This is a genomic window from Sphingobacterium sp. 1.A.4 (assembly GCF_002734245.1).
Classification (GTDB): Bacteria; Bacteroidota; Bacteroidia; order Sphingobacteriales; family Sphingobacteriaceae; genus Sphingobacterium; species Sphingobacterium tenebrionis.
The window spans coordinates 111,018-129,589 of record NZ_PEAZ01000096.1 but is presented as its reverse complement, the minus strand read 5'-3'; the positions used below and the strand labels follow the sequence as shown (position 1 = coordinate 129,589).

18 protein-coding genes and 3 tRNA genes are annotated in these 18,572 nt (G+C 40.3%); 10 read left to right on the top strand and 11 right to left on the bottom strand.

From position 1 onward, the window contains the following. The first annotated feature begins 56 nt into the window (after window positions 1-56). The 8 genes from CRJ00_RS16235 (at window position 57) to CRJ00_RS16195 (ending at window position 10,182) form a co-directional block, all read left to right on the top strand. Complete coding sequence (locus tag CRJ00_RS16235; protein WP_099367792.1) at window positions 57-404, top strand: hypothetical protein; 348 nt, start codon at window positions 57-59, stop codon at window positions 402-404. A 51-nt stretch (window positions 405-455) separates the two neighbouring features. Beyond that, the gene (locus CRJ00_RS16230) at window positions 456-1,211 is read left to right on the top strand and encodes a peptidylprolyl isomerase (protein WP_099367791.1); all 756 of its coding nucleotides are present in this window, start codon (window positions 456-458) and stop codon (window positions 1,209-1,211) included. Between the two features lie 24 nt (window positions 1,212-1,235). After that, window positions 1,236-2,000 carry an exodeoxyribonuclease III gene (locus CRJ00_RS16225; protein WP_099367790.1) on the top strand — a complete coding sequence of 255 codons (765 nt, stop codon included), beginning with the start codon at window positions 1,236-1,238 and terminating at the stop codon, window positions 1,998-2,000. Between the two features lie 330 nt (window positions 2,001-2,330). Then, complete coding sequence (gene proB / locus CRJ00_RS16215; RefSeq protein ID WP_099367788.1) at window positions 2,331-3,380, top strand: glutamate 5-kinase; 1,050 nt, start codon at window positions 2,331-2,333, stop codon at window positions 3,378-3,380. A gap of 31 nt (window positions 3,381-3,411) precedes the next feature. Next, window positions 3,412-4,683: a glutamate-5-semialdehyde dehydrogenase gene (locus CRJ00_RS16210; RefSeq protein ID WP_099367787.1), complete on the top strand. Its 1,272-nt coding sequence runs from the start codon at window positions 3,412-3,414 to the stop codon at window positions 4,681-4,683. 2 nt (window positions 4,684-4,685) lie between these two features. Then, complete coding sequence (locus CRJ00_RS16205; protein ID WP_099367786.1) at window positions 4,686-5,072, top strand: hypothetical protein; 387 nt, start codon at window positions 4,686-4,688, stop codon at window positions 5,070-5,072. A 372-nt stretch (window positions 5,073-5,444) separates the two neighbouring features. Beyond that, complete coding sequence (locus tag CRJ00_RS16200) at window positions 5,445-8,678, top strand: SusC/RagA family TonB-linked outer membrane protein (RefSeq protein WP_099367785.1); 3,234 nt, start codon at window positions 5,445-5,447, stop codon at window positions 8,676-8,678. Next, the gene (locus CRJ00_RS16195; RefSeq protein ID WP_218962239.1) at window positions 8,638-10,182 is read left to right on the top strand and encodes a RagB/SusD family nutrient uptake outer membrane protein; all 1,545 of its coding nucleotides are present in this window, start codon (window positions 8,638-8,640) and stop codon (window positions 10,180-10,182) included. The genes CRJ00_RS16200 and CRJ00_RS16195 overlap by 41 nt, the downstream gene beginning before the upstream one ends. A gap of 72 nt (window positions 10,183-10,254) precedes the next feature. On the opposite strand, the gene CRJ00_RS16190 is transcribed toward CRJ00_RS16195, so the two are convergent. Further along, window positions 10,255-11,394 carry an acyl-CoA dehydrogenase gene (locus CRJ00_RS16190; RefSeq protein ID WP_099367784.1) on the bottom strand — a complete coding sequence of 380 codons (1,140 nt, stop codon included), beginning with the start codon at window positions 11,392-11,394 and terminating at the stop codon, window positions 10,255-10,257. A gap of 281 nt (window positions 11,395-11,675) precedes the next feature. Here CRJ00_RS16190 and CRJ00_RS16185 point away from each other — a divergent pair, with 281 nt between their 5' ends. After that, window positions 11,676-12,311, top strand: a complete 636-nt coding sequence (locus CRJ00_RS16185) for a peroxiredoxin (RefSeq protein ID WP_099367783.1) — start codon at window positions 11,676-11,678, stop codon at window positions 12,309-12,311. Between the two features lie 114 nt (window positions 12,312-12,425). Here CRJ00_RS16185 and CRJ00_RS16180 read toward each other — a convergent pair whose 3' ends face one another. From CRJ00_RS16180 to CRJ00_RS16170, 3 genes are all read right to left on the bottom strand, one after another. Next, complete coding sequence (locus tag CRJ00_RS16180; protein WP_099367814.1) at window positions 12,426-13,496, bottom strand: S1C family serine protease; 1,071 nt, start codon at window positions 13,494-13,496, stop codon at window positions 12,426-12,428. Between the two features lies 1 nt (window position 13,497). After that, entirely contained in the window at window positions 13,498-13,968 is a 471-nt protein-coding gene (locus CRJ00_RS16175) for an RNA polymerase sigma factor (RefSeq protein ID WP_373560884.1), read from the bottom strand. Window positions 13,969-14,453: 485 nt separating this feature from the next. Beyond that, window positions 14,454-14,813: a DUF4870 domain-containing protein gene (locus CRJ00_RS16170; RefSeq protein ID WP_099367781.1), complete on the bottom strand. Its 360-nt coding sequence runs from the start codon at window positions 14,811-14,813 to the stop codon at window positions 14,454-14,456. Window positions 14,814-14,960: 147 nt separating this feature from the next. On the opposite strand from CRJ00_RS16170, the gene CRJ00_RS16165 reads away from it, so the two are divergent. Continuing rightward, entirely contained in the window at window positions 14,961-15,188 is a 228-nt protein-coding gene (locus CRJ00_RS16165) for a (4Fe-4S)-binding protein (protein WP_099367780.1), read from the top strand. A 53-nt stretch (window positions 15,189-15,241) separates the two neighbouring features. Here CRJ00_RS16165 and CRJ00_RS16160 read toward each other — a convergent pair. From CRJ00_RS16160 to CRJ00_RS16130, 7 genes are all read right to left on the bottom strand, one after another. Continuing rightward, window positions 15,242-15,315: transfer RNA gene (locus CRJ00_RS16160), tRNA-Asp, on the bottom strand. Between the two features lie 42 nt (window positions 15,316-15,357). Next, window positions 15,358-15,434, bottom strand: a tRNA-Asp gene (locus CRJ00_RS16155). Window positions 15,435-15,511: 77 nt separating this feature from the next. Continuing rightward, window positions 15,512-15,588, bottom strand: a tRNA-Asp gene (locus tag CRJ00_RS16150). Window positions 15,589-15,660: 72 nt separating this feature from the next. Then, a complete protein-coding gene (gene prfA / locus CRJ00_RS16145) occupies window positions 15,661-16,734 on the bottom strand; it encodes a peptide chain release factor 1 (RefSeq protein ID WP_099367779.1) in 1,074 nt (357 codons plus the stop codon). A gap of 89 nt (window positions 16,735-16,823) precedes the next feature. Then, a complete protein-coding gene (locus CRJ00_RS16140; RefSeq protein WP_099367778.1) occupies window positions 16,824-17,153 on the bottom strand; it encodes a DMT family transporter in 330 nt (109 codons plus the stop codon). Between the two features lie 85 nt (window positions 17,154-17,238). Continuing rightward, the gene (locus tag CRJ00_RS16135) at window positions 17,239-17,802 is read right to left on the bottom strand and encodes a Crp/Fnr family transcriptional regulator (protein ID WP_099367777.1); all 564 of its coding nucleotides are present in this window, start codon (window positions 17,800-17,802) and stop codon (window positions 17,239-17,241) included. Beyond that, window positions 17,784-18,539: a UDP-2,3-diacylglucosamine diphosphatase gene (locus CRJ00_RS16130; RefSeq protein ID WP_099367776.1), complete on the bottom strand. Its 756-nt coding sequence runs from the start codon at window positions 18,537-18,539 to the stop codon at window positions 17,784-17,786. The genes CRJ00_RS16135 and CRJ00_RS16130 overlap by 19 nt, the downstream gene beginning before the upstream one ends. Window positions 18,540-18,572: the final 33 nt, after the last annotated feature.

The window sequence follows — 18,572 nt, the reverse complement described above, 5'->3', positions numbered from 1 at the left end:
TAAAGGTCTAAAAGCGAATTAACATCAGCTAAAGACCATTTACAAAAAGATTTCAAATGCAAGCAGCAGAAATAAATACCAAATGGAAACACCTTCAGCAAGTCATTGCTGATCGATTTGAAATGGATACCCCCGACATCAAGATCATGTTGTTCTTGATCGGTGTGCAGGAATTGGGAAAAGGTCCACAGGCCTTTTCAAAAAGAGAAAAAGAGGAATTGATGCATATCGCCAATTGTCGTTTGTTCAGTAGTTTGGGCTTTTATGAACTGGAAGGTTCTGATGATCAAGGTTGGCCGCACTGGAAATTGATAAAACCCATTCCAAATTATACCCTCATGGAACAAGAGATGATCATCAAATCCTTGGTCATCGACTATTTTGAAGAACAAAACATTATCTAAACAAGAACAAGTTATTAACAAAAGAAAAGCAAAATATTATCCAAAAAATATATGAAGAGATTACTGTTTTTATGCGCATTATTCTTAGGGATTTCCTTCGCGCAGGCACAAACGCCTCAATTTTATTATGTGGAGATCAAGACCAATAAAGGCGATGCGCTTTTAAAACTCTATAATGAGACCCGAAAACATCGGGACAATTTTGTGAAATTGGTTAGGGAGGGATATTATGATTCCCTCATGTTTCATAGGGTGATCAACAACTTCATGATTCAAGGTGGAGATCCGGACTCCCGTTATGCTGCCAGCAGACAAAAATTGGGCGAAGGTGGTCCAGATTATAAGATTCCTGCAGAAATCCAACCAGAATTGATCCATAAAAAAGGGACCATCGGTGCGGCGAGGGATAACAATCCAGCCAAAGAATCAGCAGCATCTCAGTTTTATCTGGTTCAGGGACGTGTGTTTTCACAAGCAGCTTTGGACTCCTTGGAAAAATTTAGATTAAAGGGGGTAAAACTTACGCCTTTACAACGCCAGACCTATTCCACCATTGGTGGTACGCCACATCTGGATGGAAACTATACTGTTTTTGGTGAATTATTGCGTGGTGTAGATATGGTCGACAAGGTTGCTACCGTAAAAACCGATAGTAATGATCGTCCTTTGGATGATGTTCGTTTTGCGATGCGCGTGCTGAACAAAAGAGAAGCTCAGGATCTAGAGCGTGAATTACAGGGATTGCCACCTAAAAAAGGCTTGTTCAGAAAATTATTCGGCTCCAAAGGACCTTATAAACTTCCTTAAAATAGAGATATAAACTTCCGTAAAATGAAGATATTAACCTATAATGTAAACGGTATCCGCGCAGCGCTTAAAAAAGGCTGGTTGGAATGGTTAAAACTCGAGAATCCTGATGTCATCTGTATCCAGGAGATCAAAGCAAGCCCTGATCAGGTGCCAGAGGTCGTATTACTGGAGGAAATGGGCTATGAACATTACTGGTATCCGGCACAGAAAAAAGGCTATAGTGGAACGGCCATTTTCACCAAAATAACGCCTAAGCATATTGAATATGGCTGTGGACACGAAGATTATGATTTTGAGGGAAGAGTGATCCGTGCCGATTTTGATAAGGCATCCGTGATGAGTGTTTATTTCCCATCGGGAACCACTGGGGATATAAGACAGGATTTTAAATACAAATTCCTGGATGATTTTCAGCTGTATTCGAACGATCTATTAAAAGAGAAACCAAACTTGGTGGTTTGTGGTGATTTTAATATCTGTCACCGCGCCATCGATATTCACAATCCAAAATCCAATGCCAATAGTTCGGGATTCCTTCCTGCCGAAAGAGAATGGATGGAAAACTTTATCAATTCGGGATATATAGATTCCTTCAGGCACCTGAATCCTGATCCGCATCACTATACCTGGTGGTCTTATCGTGCGGGAGCCAGAGGTAAAAACCTGGGCTGGCGCATCGATTACAATATGGTCTCCAATGGCTTAAAAGATAATATCGTTTCTTCTAGAATCCTTCCATCTGCGGTTCATTCCGACCATTGCCCGGTGGAATTGGTATTGGCTTAATCGGATTTCCGTTTAGGAGAAACCAACAGATATTTAAACAGACCTCAGGGTCTGTTTTTTTGTTTTTAAGGATTTTTCTCGTTAAATTAGTTTTTATGAACAAATCCTTCATCCTGATTTGCTTAGGGTTAGCCGTATTTCTGCTGCTGCTATCAGGCTTCCAATTATACGCCCAGTATAAAGGAGGTGAGGGATTTTCATTTTCTGATTTTCTTGTCCCCAGCTCGCTGCTGCTCTCTTGTATTGTTTTTATCAATCTCTGGAGAACCTATAAGCAGCAATCTGCTGGTTAAGCTATGCTTTTCTAAAAATCAACCCTAAATTTTATTCATGAAAAAGCCAATTTTAGTCATAAAATTTGGTTCGGCTTCCATTACCAATCAAGGTGAAGTGGATGATCGGATCGTGTTGGAGATTGCCCGACAATGTGCGCAACTTCAATCAACCTATAATATCGTATTAGTTTCTTCGGGTGCGGTTGCTGCCGGCAAACGATTTATTCCGAAATATACCGGCACTTTGTCGCAGCGGAAAGCCGCAGCTGCCATTGGAAACCCCTTATTGGTCATGACCTATGCCTCCTTTTTTCGTCCCTATAAAATAGCCTTGGCACAGAGTCTATGCGAAAGACATCATTTTTCCAATCGCAGTCAATTCCTGCAATTGAAAAGCACCTACGAAACCCTATGGAAAAACAATGTGATCCCCATCGCCAATGAGAACGATGTGGTAAGCAATAAGGAATTGAAATTCTCAGACAATGATGAACTGGCTACCCTTATCGCAGTAGGATTTGGAGCAGAAAAACTGCTTTTCAGCACTTCCGTACCAGGGGTTCTGAATGAAAAGGGAGAGGTTATCCCGCAAATCGAAAAGATTGACAGGTCTATACTGGCTCTGCCAAGCAAGGGAGTTTCTGATGTCGGTTTGGGAGGTATGGTATCCAAACTGAACTTTTCCCGAATGGCTACGCAGATGGGGATTGAAGTGGTTATTTTTTCTATGGAATCGGATAATGGACTACTGAAGGCCGTCCGAGGTGAAAACGGTACGGTATGCCTGCCCCAGAAAAAACAATTATCCTCCAAGAAAAAATGGTTGGCAAGTGGAAGTTTGATCTCCGGTTTGATACAGGTCGATGATGGCGCTATTGAAGCGATCCTGAAAAGGAAAAGTTTATTGGCTGTTGGGATTAAGAAGGTTGTTCAGGATTTTGTAGTAGGGGAGGTTTTTCAGATTATGGATGAGCAGCAAGTGGTCCGTGCAGTCGGAAAATCCAGAATTGATTCTGTTAGCCTGATGCAGAAGGATGGATTGAAATCAAGGGAGGGACTTCGTAATCTGGAAATTGCTCATGCAGACGATATCGTTCTGCTATAAGCAGCAAAAGTTTATGTCAAAAAGAAGAAAGATGAAAAACTTAGAAAAAGAAGATAAAGTAGGCATCCAAGTGGAGCTGGAACAGGCTAGGCAAGCTAAATGCACCATGGCCAGCATGTCAAATGCCGATAGACAAGAGGTTTTGAAAAAAATTGCTTCAAGTCTTTTAATAAACAAACAGCGTATCATCCAGGAAAATCAGAAGGACTTGGCAAAATTGGATGATAAAGATCCAAAGCGCGATAGGTTATTATTGGATGAGCCCAGAATAGAACAGATGGCAAGTAGCATTTTGGAGGTGTCGAAATTGGATGATCCAACAGGTCAGCTACTCTTGGAAAGGGAGCTTCCAAATGGATTGTTGGTCCGTAAAGAAACAGTTGCCCTCGGGGTCATCGCGGTCATCTATGAGTCCAGGCCAAATGTGACCATTGATGTGGCCAGTCTTTGTTTGAGGTCTGCGAATATTTGTTTATTACGAGGAGGCTCAGATGCTTGGTACAGTAATTCCTGTTTGGTTGAAATCCTTAAGGAGGTTCTGGTATCTGCTGGTTGTAATCCCCATCTTGTTCAATTGCTTCCCGTCGAGCGTGAATACGTAGAAGAACTATTGCATGCTCGATCTTATGTCGATCTGATTATCCCAAGAGGGTCGCAAAGGCTGATCAATTATGTAAGGGAGCATGCTAAAGTACCTGTGATTGAAACCGGTGCAGGCGTATGCCATACTTACGTGGATGAAACAGCTGATCTGGATATGGCGGCCGATATCATTGCCAATGCCAAAATATCAAGGCCTTCCGTATGCAATGCCCTGGATACTATCTTAGTCGATGCGGTCGTTTTGAATGGCTTACTGGAACGCTTGGTTCCAAAATTTGAAAGCGCGAAGGTCGAAGTATTGGCAGATGCAATATCCTATCCTGTTTGGAAATCCTTTGCTTACCAGCAACTGGGAAAAGCTACGCAAGACGATTTTGGAAGAGAATTTCTTGATCTGATCTGTTCCATGAAAGTCGTGAATGGGCTAGAGGAGGCATTAGACCATATTGCACACTATTCATCCAAACATTCGGAATGCATTGTCTCCCAAAATCCCAAAAATATTGCGACATTTATGAAGATGGTCGATGCAGCAGCAGTATATGCCAACGCTTCCACAAGATTTACGGATGGAGGAGTGTTCGGATTAGGGGCAGAAATTGGTATATCTACGCAGAAGCTGCATGCTAGGGGACCATTTGCACTGGAAAAACTAGTATGTGAAAAATGGTTTATTAATGGAGATGGACAAATTAGATAATTATGGGAATACGATATGAAAAGGATACGATCCTGAATTGGATCAATGAGATGGGTGAATTTTTACGCTTATTGGTAGAAAAGAATGAGCAATTGCAAATCTTAACGACAGATGAGTTCAACCAAGAAGGATATTTACATTTTTTTAATAAGGATAGGGCATTTTTTATAGAAAATGACCTTAAATCCTTAACGGATTTTGTTGCTGGCTTGGAGATCGAACAGATTAGACCCCTTGCGCAGCTATTAATGTATGATGGTTTGATGTCTGATGATCAGGATCTCTTGAAAAAATCAAAATTTTTATTCGAATTGAACATGAAAAAGTCCGGAGCTTTTTCATTTGATGATTATAATTATTTAAGCCTTATCGAGAATCGATTGAAATAAGTTGTTTTAACACCGATTGGAATAACCTCGAGGAATCGAGGTTATTTTTTTGGTTTGGGTTTCAGAGTTCTCTAAAATTTTGAATGAATATTATTTAATTAAGCCAAATTTTTTACAATTAGAAAGAGTTTGAATAATTTTTTTATCAACATACTGTCATAATTTTAAAGAAATTAATAAAAAAACCCAATTAAAACTAAGTTTTTAATAAAAAAGTGAGAAAATATTAAAAGTTACAATGAAGTGTTAAGCAATTGTTAAAAAAATATTATAAGTTTGAGTTGTGGAAATTATGCTAATTATGATTGGTCAGGTCTAACCAGCCGGAACTAACCAAAAAAGCAATTATTTAACAAACTCAAACAATTATTTATGAAACAAAATTTACTCAGTTTTATTCTGCTGTGTGCCCTATTTATAGGTGTTGCTCATGCGCAGAATCGTCAGGTGACTGGTCGAGTTTCTTCACAAACCACAGGAGAAAACTTGCCAGGGGCAACTGTTAAAGTTGTCGGGACTTCCATCTCCACACAGACGGATGGTGCCGGAAATTACAGTATTTCTGCGCCAGCGAATGGATCACTAACCATCACTAACGTTGGATTCATTTCGCAAACAGTTCAAATCAACAATCGCTCTGTTGTAAATGTCGTATTGGCAGAAGATGAAACTTCATTGGACGAGGTAATCGTTGTTGCCTATGGTACGGTGAAAAAATCAGACTTTACAGGTTCTGCAACTCAAATTGGTGAGAAAGAATTGGATAAAAGACCTCTTTCGAACCCATTAGTTGCTTTGCAAGGTGCTGGACCAGGTATCCAAACAAGTGCACCAGGTGGTGCTCCAGGATCCTCTCCAACTATCAGAATCCGTGGTATTGGTTCCTACTCAGCAGGATCAGGTGCACTTATCGTAGTGGATGGAGTTCCTTACGATGGCGGAATGTCCAATATCAATCCATCTGATGTAGAATCTATTACCGTGTTGAAAGATGCAGCTACCATCGCCATGTACGGATCTCGTGGTGCGAATGGTGTAATTATGGTTACCACTAGAAAAGGTAAAGCAGGAAGTCCTACTTTGCAAGCTTCTGCCCAATTTGGTTATAACCAAAATGGTGTACCTAATTACAATACCGTTTCTGCAGGGGAGTATTATGAGTTAATGTGGCAAGCTTACACCAATAACATGATCTATGGCGAGGCAAAACTTCCTGTGGACATTGCTCGTCAGATTGGTTCTGGTCTTTTGCCAAGAAATGCAGCGGGAAACCAGGTGTATAATGGAAAAACCTACCAAGATATCGTTCAATTTTTAGGAAATTACAATGCTTTCGATATTCCTAATAATGAATTGGTAAGTGTAGATGGTATATTGAATCCTAATGCCAAATTCAAATATTCTGATTACAAAACTTGGGAAGATGAATCTACTAGGAACGGGAAAAGAACGGAGTATAATGTAAATTATTCAGGTTCTTCAAATAATACCGATTTCTTTGCTTCAGCGAACTATTTGAAGGATAACGGTTGGTCTTACAGATCTTCCAAAGAAAGGTTTTTGGGTCGTTTAAACTTAAACTCTCAAATCAAGAGTTGGTTGAAAACCGGAATGAATTTATCTGCAGGTTCTCATACAGATAATAACGCATCAAGTGGTGATGGTATCAATAACCCTTTCTATTTCAGTAGAGGTATTGCGCCAATTTATCCTGTATACTTAAGAGATCCTCAAACAGGTAATCTTATCTTGGATGCAAATGGAGAAAAACGTTACGATTATGGAAATTTTGTTGCTGACTATGGGTTAAACCGTATTTTCAATAGTGGTCGTCATGCGTTGGCAGAAACCATGATGAACAATGACTTCGGTAATCGTGAATTCATTAATGCAAGAGCTTATTTAGATATTAATTTCTTGCCTTGGTTAACATTGAGCACAACTTTTAGTCCTGATTTTACAAATACTAGAGGAGAGAGCTATGAAAACACTGAGGTAGGTGATGGAGCTCCAGCTGGTCGTTATAGCCAAGGCTGGACGAGATCCTATTCGTATACCTTCAACCAAATCTTAAGAGCTAACAATACCTTTGGATTGCACAATCTAGAGACATTATTAGGTCATGAGGTTTATTCATACAAATACGAATCTATCGATGGTATGAGAACTGGACAAGGTTTCGATGGAATGCACGTATTCAGTAACTTTGTGGATATTGCTTCTTTGACTTCTGGTAAAACAGAAAGTACAATGGAAAGTTATTTCGCACGCGCAAACTATAATTACAATAGCCGTTATTATTTAAGCGCTATGATCAGAAGAGATGGTAACTCTAAATTCCATTCAGATTTAAGATGGAACAATTTCTGGTCTATTGGTGGTGCTTGGCGTTTAGACCAAGAGGCTTTCTTCCAAAATGAAAACATTAATTTATTGAAATTAAGAGCATCTTATGGTGTGTTAGGTAATGCTGATGTGGGTTACTATCCTTATCAAGCTACTTATGGTCTTTATAACAATGCATCAGAATCTGGTTCAGCAATGACTTCACTTGGTAGTAGTGCCCTAACCTGGGAAACTCAAAAACCATTTGATATCGGAGTGGATTTTGCGTTCTTGGACAATAGAATCAATGGTACTTTAGAATATTACCACAGAAACTCTGATGGGTTATTATTCAGTGTTCCTCAACCTTATCATAATGGTGGTACTACTGGAGGTTCATTTGCTATCAACCAAAACGTTGGAGCAGCAACGAACAAAGGTATCGAGTTGTCTGTAAATGGTCAATTGATCAGAAAAGAAAACTTCAACTGGACGCTAGGAATCAACCTAACTACGATTAAAAATGAAATGACCAAAATGCCGTTAGAAACTCCAGAAATTGTTGATGGAGCCTACAAACGTTCAGTTGGCCATTCTATGTATGATTTTTGGTTGAGAACATATTATGGAGTAGATCCTGATAATGGTAATGCCTTGTATTTGGGCTTGGCGGAGAACGCTACTTTTGATCCAAAATACCACAAAGTGATTGATCGTGGAAATGGCGTTATGGATACAGTAACCTCAGAACACGGTACCGCAAGGTTATCATATGTTGGAAAAAGTGCAATAGCTCCAGTTTATGGAAGTATTGTGAACACCTTCAACTATAAAGATTTTGAATTTGGATTTGTATTGACTTATGGTCTTGGTGGTTATGCCTACGATGGCCAATACGCAGGGTTAATGAGTGCAGGTCCTACAAATGGTGCGAATTTACATGAAGACTTATTAGGTGCTTGGAAAAACCCAGGAGATGTATCGCTTATTCCTGCGATGAATACGTCTAGGACTGGTCAAACAAGCGCTTTATCGGATCGTTGGTTAAGAAAGAGATCCTATTTGAATATTAGCTCGATCAATTTAGCATACACAATACCATCTCAGTATGTTTCTCGTATAGGCGTAAAAAATGCGCGCTTATATGCAAGTGCAGAGAACCTTTATTTCTGGTCGGCGAAAAAAGGATTTAACCCGGTAGGAGCTTTTACAGGTAATACTGGAAACAGTACCTATACGCATGCAAGAACAATTAACTTTGGTGTTAACTTTGGATTCTAAGATTATGTTTTTTAAGAAGATTTTTAATAAAAAGACTGTTTTTGCAGCTACTGCAATGGCAGCCCTATTGATAAGTGGTTGTAAGAAAGATTTTTTACAAAAAGACCCTACAGGTAGTATAGGTCCAACCATCATTTTTTCCACAACGAAAAATGCACTTACTGCCATTAATGGTATGCACCGTTATATGTATTCACAATGGCACAGCAATCAGGCGGCCGGTGGTCAAAGTGGAAACATGATCTATACAGAAGTGTTAGGTGATGATTTTGTGATGACCGGTGCTGCAAACGGCTGGTTCAACAGTGAATATAAGTGGAATAGCCATAGAAACGAGACGGCAAGCATTCTGTTGTTCAATTATGGTTTCTACTATGCATTAATTGGTAATGCGAATGAAATCATTGCGAACATTGATGCTGCTGAAGGTCCACAAGAAGAAAAGGATTTCATCAAGGGTCAGGCATTAACTTACCGTGCATGGAGTTATTACCAAATGGTACAACTTTTTGGTAAACGATATGTAAAAGGCGGAGATAACTCTTCTATGGGTATGTCTTTGGTTTTGGAAAAGACTGAAGGTGCTGTTCCTAGAAATACCGTAGAGGAAACTTATGACCAAATCAATAAGGATTTGGATGCAGCAATTGAGTTGTTCAAAACGGCAACACCAAGACCTAATGTTTCCCATTTAAATAGCAATGTGGCAAAAGGAATTAAAGCGCGTGTAGCTTTGACCCAGCAAAATTACGATATCGCTGCTGCAATGGCTAAGGAAGCACGTCAAGGATATAGCTTGATGACAGCTGCACAATACTTGAATAATTTTGTGGATGTAAATAATCCAGAATGGATTTGGGGTATTGAACACCGTGAGGATCAACCATTGTATTTCTATTCCTTCTATGCGTATGTAGGTAATTTTAGTTCTACCAATACCAGAGGTAATCCAAAAGCAATTAACTCTTTGCTTTATGATAAGATCTCGGCAACAGATATCCGTAAAAAGCTATGGGATCCAACGGCAAAAGAGGCAGGTTTCCCAGTGGCGTCTGGCGGTGTAAGACAACCTTATATGACCAGAAAATTCACTTTGCCAAACCCTGGAAACAGTAACGGCGATTTGATGTTCATGCGTGCTGCCGAAATGTACCTTATCGAAGCAGAAGCGTTGGCTAGAACTGCAGGTAGAGAAGCAGAAGCTAAGCAAGTATTGTTTGATCTCGTAAAAACTAGAGATGCGGCTTACACATTATCGACAAACACAGGTGCGGCTTTGATTGAGGAAATCTTAGTACAAAGACGTGTGGAGTTATGGGCTGAAGGTTTCCGTTTTTACGATTTGAAACGTTTGAATTTACCATTGGACAGAAATGGATCAAACCATAACGCAACTTTGGCAGATGTAATGAGTGTTCCTGCTGGAGATAAAAGATGGGAATTCTTAATTCCAAGATCAGAATTGAACAGAACTTTAGGAGTAGTCATTCAGAATCCTTTGTAAGAAGGATTATTATAAAAGCCCTGTAGAATCATCTACAGGGCTTTTTTTATTTCAAAATTTTATCTCATCCCCCTAATCCTTCAACACTTCCCTAGCAATAACCAACCTTTGTATCTCCGAAGTCCCCTCATAGATCTGCGTAATCTTCGCATCCCGCATCAACCTTTCCACATGATACTCCTTCACATATCCATAACCACCATGAATCTGCACGGCCTCCACCGTATGCTTCATCGCCACTTCCGATGCATGCAATTTCGCCATGGCAGCCGCTTTTCCATACGCTAAACCTTGATCCTTCGTCCAGGCAGCCTTATAAGTCAACAATCTTGCCGCTTCAATATCCACCTCCATATCCGCTAATTTAAACTGAATCGCCTGATGGTTGGAGATCGGCTTGCCAAAAGTCTTTCTTTCCTTGGAATAGGCCAATGCCAGATCGTAAGCCCCAGCAGCAATACCCAAAGCTTGAGCCGCAATCCCAATCCTACCACCATCCAACGTCTTCATGGCGAATTTGAAACCAAACCCATCCTCTCCGATGCGGTTCTCTTTCGGTACCCGCACATCAGAAAACATCAACGAATGCGTGTCCGAACTTCTGATACCCAATTTGTTCTCTTTAGGACCAATACTGAATCCCTCCATTCCCTTTTCAACGATCAGCACGTTGATCCCTCGATGTCCTTTCTCAGGATCAGTTTGGGCAATAACCAGATAGATATCGGCGTTTCCACCATTGGTAATCCAATTTTTTGTTCCGTTTAATAGATAATAATCCCCTTTATCCTCCGCCAAAGTATGTTGGGAGGAAGCATCAGACCCAGCTTCAGGTTCTGATAAAGCAAAGGCACCCAATTTCTCCCCAGAAGCCAATGGCTTCAAGTATTTCTGTTTCTGCTCTTCTGAACCATATTCATTCAATCCATAACATACCAACGAATTATGCGCCGACATGATCACTGCTGCAGAAGCATCGATCTTCGCGATCTCCTCCAACGCCAGTACATAGGCCAAGGTGTCCATTCCAGCACCGCCATAAGCCTCCGGGACCATGATGCCCATAAAGCCTAGGGAACCCATCTGTTTCACAAAATCGTAAGGAAATTTTGCCGCTTCATCTCTTTCTATTACCCCTGCTTTCAGTTCCTGTGCAAATTCGCGAGCGGCATCACGAATCATTTTATGCTCTTCGGATAGTTCAAAATTCATATCGTTTGTTTATATGGTATAACCAAATATACATAATAATACTATGCAAGCATAATAATAACCCTATCAATTTTATCATTTATCCTTCACATAGCATCTCCGAACCTCAAACATTTGTCATCTTTAACTTTTCTCAAAACTTTATGAAAGCCCTCGTTGTTAAGTAGATAGTTTTAATTTACAAAATACTGACCATCATACACGGCTGTAATTTTGGAATTGAAAATAAATACTACTATATTGGTAGAGTATTTTTTAAAAACAAATAAAAGATTAATTATATGAGCTTAAGATTAGGAGACACAGCGCCAAACTTTCAGGCAAAGACATCTATTGGAGATATTGATTTCTACGATTATATCGATGGGAAATGGGCCGTATTATACTCGCATCCCGCAGATTTTACCCCGGTATGTACCACCGAGTTGGGTATGACCGCCAAGTTAAAAGAAGAATTTGAAAAAAGGAATGTTAAGGTATTGGCATTAAGTGTGGATTCTGTTCCTGAACATTTGGAATGGATCAAAGATATCAATGAAACCCAATCCACCCAGGTAGATTTCCCTATCATTGCTGATGAAGACCGTAAGGTGGCAGAATTATACGATATGATTCACCCGAATGCTTCGGCAACGGCTACCGTTCGCTCGGTATTTGTGATCGGACCGGACAAAAAGGTGAAATTAACGTTAACCTATCCGGCATCTACCGGTCGGAACTTCATCGAGATCCTACGTGTCATCGACTCTTTGCAGTTAACAGATGAATATCAGGTGGCAACTCCTGCGAACTGGGAGGATGGACAGGATGTAATTGTTGTTCCAGCTATTAAGACGGAAGATATCCCAGGTAAATTCCCGAAAGGTTACACCGAGATCAAACCGTATTTGAGAACAACTCCTCAACCCAATAAATAAATCCCATAACCCAATAAATAGATCAACTATTTATTTCGGGAAATTATTAAATACCATAAAAAAAGGTTTTGCCACAGGCAAAACCTTTTTAACATACATAAGTCTTGTTATTGTTTAATATACCTTCACCATGTAGATAAAGTCCTGCAACTTTTTGATCTGCTCGGTGCGAGGTAGATTTGATAGGCTGTTTTTACTGCTCAGCACGATATTTCCTTTTAGGGAATCCTTAGGGATCCGGTTCAAGGTTTCGATCAGCGCTTTGGTCTTAATGGCAAATGCGGCACCATCAATACCTTTTTGTTTTCCGGAAATAATCCCGATCACATTTCCTTGTTTATCCAATACCGGACCTCCACTGTTTCCTGGGTTTACAGGTACCGAGATCTGATAAGCGGTGGTATCACCACTATACCCGGTAGAAGAACTCAAATAACCTTCGCCATACACCGCTTCATCCCTAGGATATCCAATTGTGAATATGCCTTCGCCCAGATCCAAACCTTGACGCTTGAACGTATAAGGGATGTTTTGGCTCATAGAGAAACTGGTATCCGAAATATGAAGGATCGCCAAGTCTTTCTCCTCATCTACATGGATGACAGCAGCTCGGTAAATCTCCCCTTTATTGTTCTGGAGATGGATGGAATCAGATCCGCTTACCACGTGGAAGTTGGTCACCACATAACCATCTTTGGTCAACATGAAACCCGTTGCTCCAAATTGTAAAGGAGTAGGGGCAGGGTTCTCTTTGCTGTTGATGTTACGGATCGCATTATGGTGCGCATTGACATTACGCTTTACGTTGTTTATCTCACGTTTAAGCGCGCTATATTCTGTAGTGGTCTTACGTATCGTGGAGAAGTATCCGGTTAAATAGAGCGTAGCTAAAGAAGAAATGACAGCAACAGCAGCAGCTGCAACAGCATTGATCTTTAATTTTCTCCACATTCTTAACACAATCGGCTCTGTGGATGTATTTTTAACCACCTGATCCAGTGTAGCAATAAATTCTTTTCGGTTTTCATGCTTGCGCAAGTCCGATACAAATTCCTTATGCGAAAGAAATTGTGAATTCCATTCAGCATCCTCGCGGCAAAGGCTTTCGAATTCCAATCGCTCCTTTGCGGTCATCTCTCCGCCAAGGTATCGGTCTGCTAATGTTAAAAATTCTGTTTGATTCATGTTATCTTTCATCCTTTACCCATTGGTCAAAAAATAATTTTTTCAACCGTTGTAAACATTTGTATTTTTGGTTCTTCGCATTGTCAGCATTCGTGTATCCCAATTGATCACATATTTCCTGCATGGATTTTTTCTTGATGTAGAATTCTTTCAGGATGCTGGCACAGGGCTCACCTAAGTTGGCCATGGCGGCTTCCATCTGATTGAATTTTACTTCTTCGGCTTCATGGCTCTCCAAAGCTGAATCCATATCCGGAATATCCAAGTTCTCCTGGTCTATACTATCCAGGGAAAGATTCCGTCGATTCAGTTGTTTTAACCACAACCGCCTACAAATCGAATATAAGAACGTGTTTAATTTGCTGCTCAGCTCAAAACCTTCCGCTTGAGTAATCTTATCATACAATACGATCATTGCTTCCTGAAAGATATCCTTTGCTTCATCCTCTGTCCCCTTGTTGTTCAGGATCATGTGCGATACTGATGGATAACAGGTTTTGTAGATATCAGCAATCGCCGAATTCTCCCGCTTACGCATCCCTTCCAACAATTCCATGTCCGTGCGCGTCTTTACTAATATCTTTCTGATTTTACTCACTAATTAATACCCTTATTTTCAAATAGTAACCCATAATAATCAAAAAATTGAAATTATTATGAATTCTTTCCCAAACGTAAAAGAATTTTTATGTAATAACAATAACGTCTTCTAATCCTTATAAATTATTTAATTAAAGAAACCATATCTTTTTGGATATGGTTTATCGCTTATCTTTTAAAATACTGTTTTTTATGCTAAAACCATGGCATCGTGTTAGAAACAATATTAAAGTATGCTTTTAGTATGGTTAAAGCATGTGTTTATATGCTCAACATAGGAATTGCATACTTTCACATTACTTTCACTATGGTTTCAGAGCGAACCTAATCAGATAAAACCCTACGTAGCTGATCCGATTAGATTCCCGAAAAAATACTGTTGAAATATTCCCCTAGAATAGGTACTGGTTTTTTATGGCCGTTCACCGCATTCATTACCCCAGCGATCCATAGAATAACCAATAAGACAAATCCTAAAACGGAGATGATCCAACCAATAAAAGGTAGATAACTGAACATCCCAAAGATAAACATAGCCAGGAATATGCCTAAGGATTGCCGGATGTGAAAAGTGGTAAAGTCGTTCCGTTTCTCGTTGTTCAATACAAAAGCAATGATGAGACCGATAGCCGTCAGGTAGGAGATGATGGCAAAATTCTTACCATCCTCCATCAAATTATTGCCTCGCTGATCAAATGGGCTTGATGAGTTTTTCATAAATAGTTTAAAAGTTCATTGGTTAGATGTATGATAAATATAACATAATTTTCCTAAAATTGTTAAACTACTAGAATCTCGGGTACAAATACGTTTAGGGTAAACTTATACCTATGATTTTTGTTTAAATACTAATGAAAAACGATTATGGAAGAAAAAACGATTAGATATCCACATCCGAATGGAGAGATCACCATTCTCTGGAAGCCTGAAAAATGTATACATTCGGGAATATGTGTAAAGACTTTGCCGCAGGTTTACGATCCGAAGGGAAGACCATGGATTACACCGGAGCCTGCAACTACGGAAGAATTGATTGATCAGATCAATCATTGCCCGTCGGGCGCTTTGAGTTATGAACTTTCGAAGGATTAGGAAAAGATTAAAAACAAAAAAGGTCGCATTTATTAAATGCGACCTTTTTACTGCGGTCTGGACGGGACTCGAACCCGCGACCCCATGCGTGACAGGCATGTATTCTAACCAGCTGAACTACCAGACCTCATGTTTGCAAAATGATTTCCAAGTTAAACTTGACCAATATTGGCGGTCTGGACGGGACTCGAACCCGCGACCCCATGCGTGACAGGCATGTATTCTAACCAGCTGAACTACCAGACCAATATTTTGCAATTTCTTTTAAAGAACGTGGTCTTTTCAGACCTTGTTAATTCAATAATTAACTGTTGTTTTTGTTGTGGCGGTCTGGACGGGACTCGAACCCGCGACCCCATGCGTGACAGGCATGTATTCTAACCAGCTGAACTACCAGACCATTTTCCTTCTTTTCAGAAGGTGTGCAAATATAGTGTTTATTTCTAAATCTGCTAAATATTTTTGAAAAATATTAGTCTACAGCGCCCTCTTTCATCTTTTCGGCATTCTCTGCAAACTGTAGCTTGTCGATAATGTCCTGAATATCACCATCCATAATGGCAGGTAAATTATACATCGTCAAACCGATACGGTGCTCGGTTACACGACCCTGTGGATAGTTGTAGGTACGGATCTTCGCCGAACGGTCTCCGGTGGATACCATCGTCTTACGTTTCGCGGCTACATCACCATGTTTCTTCTGTACTTCAAGTTCGTAAAGCTTGTTACGAAGCATCTCCATCGCCAACTCACGGTTTGCCAATTGCGAACGCTCTACCTGACAAACAACCACGATTCCAGAAGGTTTGTGCGTCAACTGAACCTTGGTCTCTACCTTGTTCACGTTCTGACCACCAGCACCACCTGAACGGGATGTCTGCATCTCGATATCGCCTGGATTGATCTCCACGTCAACCTCTTCCGCTTCTGGTAAGACAGCTACCGAGGCTGCTGATGTATGTACTCGGCCTTGCGTTTCCGTATCAGGGACACGTTGAACACGGTGAACTCCTGATTCATATTTCAATTGACCATACACATCATCGCCAATTACTTTTAGGATCACCTCTTTATAACCACCCGATGTTCCTTCCGTTACATCCATCACCTCAGTTCTCCAACCTTTGGTCTCGAAATAACGGGTATACATACGGTATAGATCGCCAGCAAATAAGGCTGCCTCATCTCCTCCTGTACCACCGCGGATCTCGATGATGGCATTTTTACCATCCTCTGGATCTTTAGGGATCAACATCAGACGAATCTCTTCTTCTTTTTCCTCACGTTGGGTCCAAAGAATATCCAATTCCTCCTTCGCCATCTCCCTCAACTCCTGATCCTTCTCATTGGCAAGGATGTCTTTGTTGGTATCGATGTTGCTCACCATATTTTTATAGATATGGTATTGTTCTACAATCTTACCTAGGTCTTTATATTCCTTATTAAGTTTTGCAAAACGACTCATGTCGCTAATGGTATCAGGATTGGATAATTCCGCTTCTACTTCTTCCCAGCGCTCTTTTATCGCTTGTAATTTGTCTAACATAGTATTCCTCTGTTGAATAGTTCATTCCCAAATCGTTGGGAATGATAGTAATCGACAAAAATAAAGATTTTTGCGCTTTTTTTAAGTAACTAATGCGAAGAAACTGCTTTTAGCCCAACGATAGAGCCTATCAAGGTGATAATGAAGAAGATGCGCCAGAAATCTGTAGGTTCTTTAAAGAAGAAAATACCCATCAATACGGTTCCTACCGCACCGATGCCCGACCATACGGCGTAGGCAGTACCCAAGGGTAATGTACTGGTTGCTTTGATCAATAAGCCCATACTAACCGTTACACTAACCAAGAAACCCAGATACCACAGGTACATTTCCGTTCCGGTGGCAAATTTTGCACGTCCGATACAATACGTGAAAGCGACTTCAAAAAGCCCGCCCAATACTAGAATAATCCAATTCATTTGTTGTATGTTTTAATTACTGAGGCAAATTTCTGCTTTTACCCGCAATAAGCTTTTTACATATGTTAAAAAAATCTCGATGATTTTATTTTTTTGTCGCCCGGATGCGGCTCAAGGTAACTTGGCTAATTCCTAGGTAAGAGGCAATATATCCTAATTTGATGCGATTCGTGATGTTCGGTGCCTTCTTTAATAGCTCTTCATAGGATTCCAGGGAGGATTTAAACAGTCGGAACATCAACCTATCCTCAATTTTCAGGGATTCCAATTCAGCCAGTTTTCTTCCCCAATTGGCAATTCCGATAGATTTTAGGAAAAGATTTTGTAGGTCGGTGCTGGAAATGCGGTATAAGCTAGAATCTTCGAGGCTTTGGATGGTTTCATAACCTCTTTGGTTATGGATATAACTGTTCAAAGAGATTAAGGCATCTCCAGGAAAAGTAAAGGCAAGAATGATCTCCTTTTCTGCCTTGTGGTAATAGATTCGGCAGATACCGGATTTCTGAAAATAAATATATGGGCTGATCTTTTCCGACTCGATAAGCTTGGTATTCTTAGGTACATGGACCTCTTCGATGATTTCCTCCAATAATTCCAAGTCGGAAGACGCTAATCGAAAAATAGAATCGGCTATTTCCCTGAACTCCATGTTTCCAATGTTAATTGTTCCCCATCCCAAACGGCATAAGTATTATAATTGATCCATTCGCCAAGGTTGACGATGGTGGATTGATTACCTATGGTCCTTTCATAAGGAAGATGCCGGTGACCAAAAATAAAATAATCGTAATGTTCGCCCTGCAGGATTTCCTTCGAATACACGATCAGCCATTCATTTTCTTCGCCAAGAAACTTTTCTTCATTGTTGTTGGCGATTCGGCTGTGTTTCGACCATCTTGTAGCAATACCTATCCCCAGGTTAGGGTGCAGGCGGGCAAATAACCATTGGCAAAAACGCGATCTAAAAATTTTCTTCAAAAATTTATATTTCGCATCTCCTGGACCAAGACCATCGCCATGATGTATGTAAAAACGCTTCCCATCTACTTGAAGAACCTTTTCATTGGAGACGACTTCAGCACCCAATTCCTGTTTGAGGTATCCAAACATCCACATGTCGTGGTTCCCTTTGAAGAGGGTGATCTTAACACCTAAATCGGCCAATTCAGCCAGTTTGCCAAGAAAACGAATGTAACCTTTGGGGACTACCGAGGCGTATTCAAACCAGAAATCAAAGATATCGCCTACGAGGTAAAGTTCTTTTGCATCGGTTTTTATATGGTCTAACCAAGCAACGATTCGGCGCTCCCTATCCAAGGAATGTGAAGTAGGATAAGATCCTAAATGAAAATCGGAAGCAAAATAAATCTTGTTGCGTATGCCCATGAGTTCAAAACTAGCAAATTAAATCATTAGTTT

What these genes read in the sequence shown, in the direction of transcription:
- CRJ00_RS16235 (WP_099367792.1), top strand. Translation starts at nt 57, where the DNA reads ATGCAAGCAGCAGAAATAAATACCAAATGGAAACACCTTCAGCAAGTC.
- CRJ00_RS16230 (WP_099367791.1), top strand. Translation starts at nt 456, where the DNA reads ATGAAGAGATTACTGTTTTTATGCGCATTATTCTTAGGGATTTCCTTC.
- CRJ00_RS16225 (WP_099367790.1), top strand. Translation starts at nt 1,236, where the DNA reads ATGAAGATATTAACCTATAATGTAAACGGTATCCGCGCAGCGCTTAAA.
- proB (WP_099367788.1), top strand. Translation starts at nt 2,331, where the DNA reads ATGAAAAAGCCAATTTTAGTCATAAAATTTGGTTCGGCTTCCATTACC.
- CRJ00_RS16210 (WP_099367787.1), top strand. Translation starts at nt 3,412, where the DNA reads ATGAAAAACTTAGAAAAAGAAGATAAAGTAGGCATCCAAGTGGAGCTG.
- CRJ00_RS16205 (WP_099367786.1), top strand. Translation starts at nt 4,686, where the DNA reads ATGGGAATACGATATGAAAAGGATACGATCCTGAATTGGATCAATGAG.
- CRJ00_RS16200 (WP_099367785.1), top strand. Translation starts at nt 5,445, where the DNA reads ATGAAACAAAATTTACTCAGTTTTATTCTGCTGTGTGCCCTATTTATA.
- CRJ00_RS16195 (WP_218962239.1), top strand. Translation starts at nt 8,638, where the DNA reads ATGCAAGAACAATTAACTTTGGTGTTAACTTTGGATTCTAAGATTATG.
- CRJ00_RS16190 (WP_099367784.1), bottom strand. Translation starts at nt 11,394, where the DNA reads ATGAATTTTGAACTATCCGAAGAGCATAAAATGATTCGTGATGCCGCT.
- CRJ00_RS16185 (WP_099367783.1), top strand. Translation starts at nt 11,676, where the DNA reads ATGAGCTTAAGATTAGGAGACACAGCGCCAAACTTTCAGGCAAAGACA.
- CRJ00_RS16180 (WP_099367814.1), bottom strand. Translation starts at nt 13,496, where the DNA reads ATGAATCAAACAGAATTTTTAACATTAGCAGACCGATACCTTGGCGGA.
- CRJ00_RS16175 (WP_373560884.1), bottom strand. Translation starts at nt 13,968, where the DNA reads ATGATCCTGAACAACAAGGGGACAGAGGATGAAGCAAAGGATATCTTT.
- CRJ00_RS16170 (WP_099367781.1), bottom strand. Translation starts at nt 14,813, where the DNA reads ATGAAAAACTCATCAAGCCCATTTGATCAGCGAGGCAATAATTTGATG.
- CRJ00_RS16165 (WP_099367780.1), top strand. Translation starts at nt 14,961, where the DNA reads ATGGAAGAAAAAACGATTAGATATCCACATCCGAATGGAGAGATCACC.
- prfA (WP_099367779.1), bottom strand. Translation starts at nt 16,734, where the DNA reads ATGTTAGACAAATTACAAGCGATAAAAGAGCGCTGGGAAGAAGTAGAA.
- CRJ00_RS16140 (WP_099367778.1), bottom strand. Translation starts at nt 17,153, where the DNA reads ATGAATTGGATTATTCTAGTATTGGGCGGGCTTTTTGAAGTCGCTTTC.
- CRJ00_RS16135 (WP_099367777.1), bottom strand. Translation starts at nt 17,802, where the DNA reads ATGGAGTTCAGGGAAATAGCCGATTCTATTTTTCGATTAGCGTCTTCC.
- CRJ00_RS16130 (WP_099367776.1), bottom strand. Translation starts at nt 18,539, where the DNA reads ATGGGCATACGCAACAAGATTTATTTTGCTTCCGATTTTCATTTAGGA.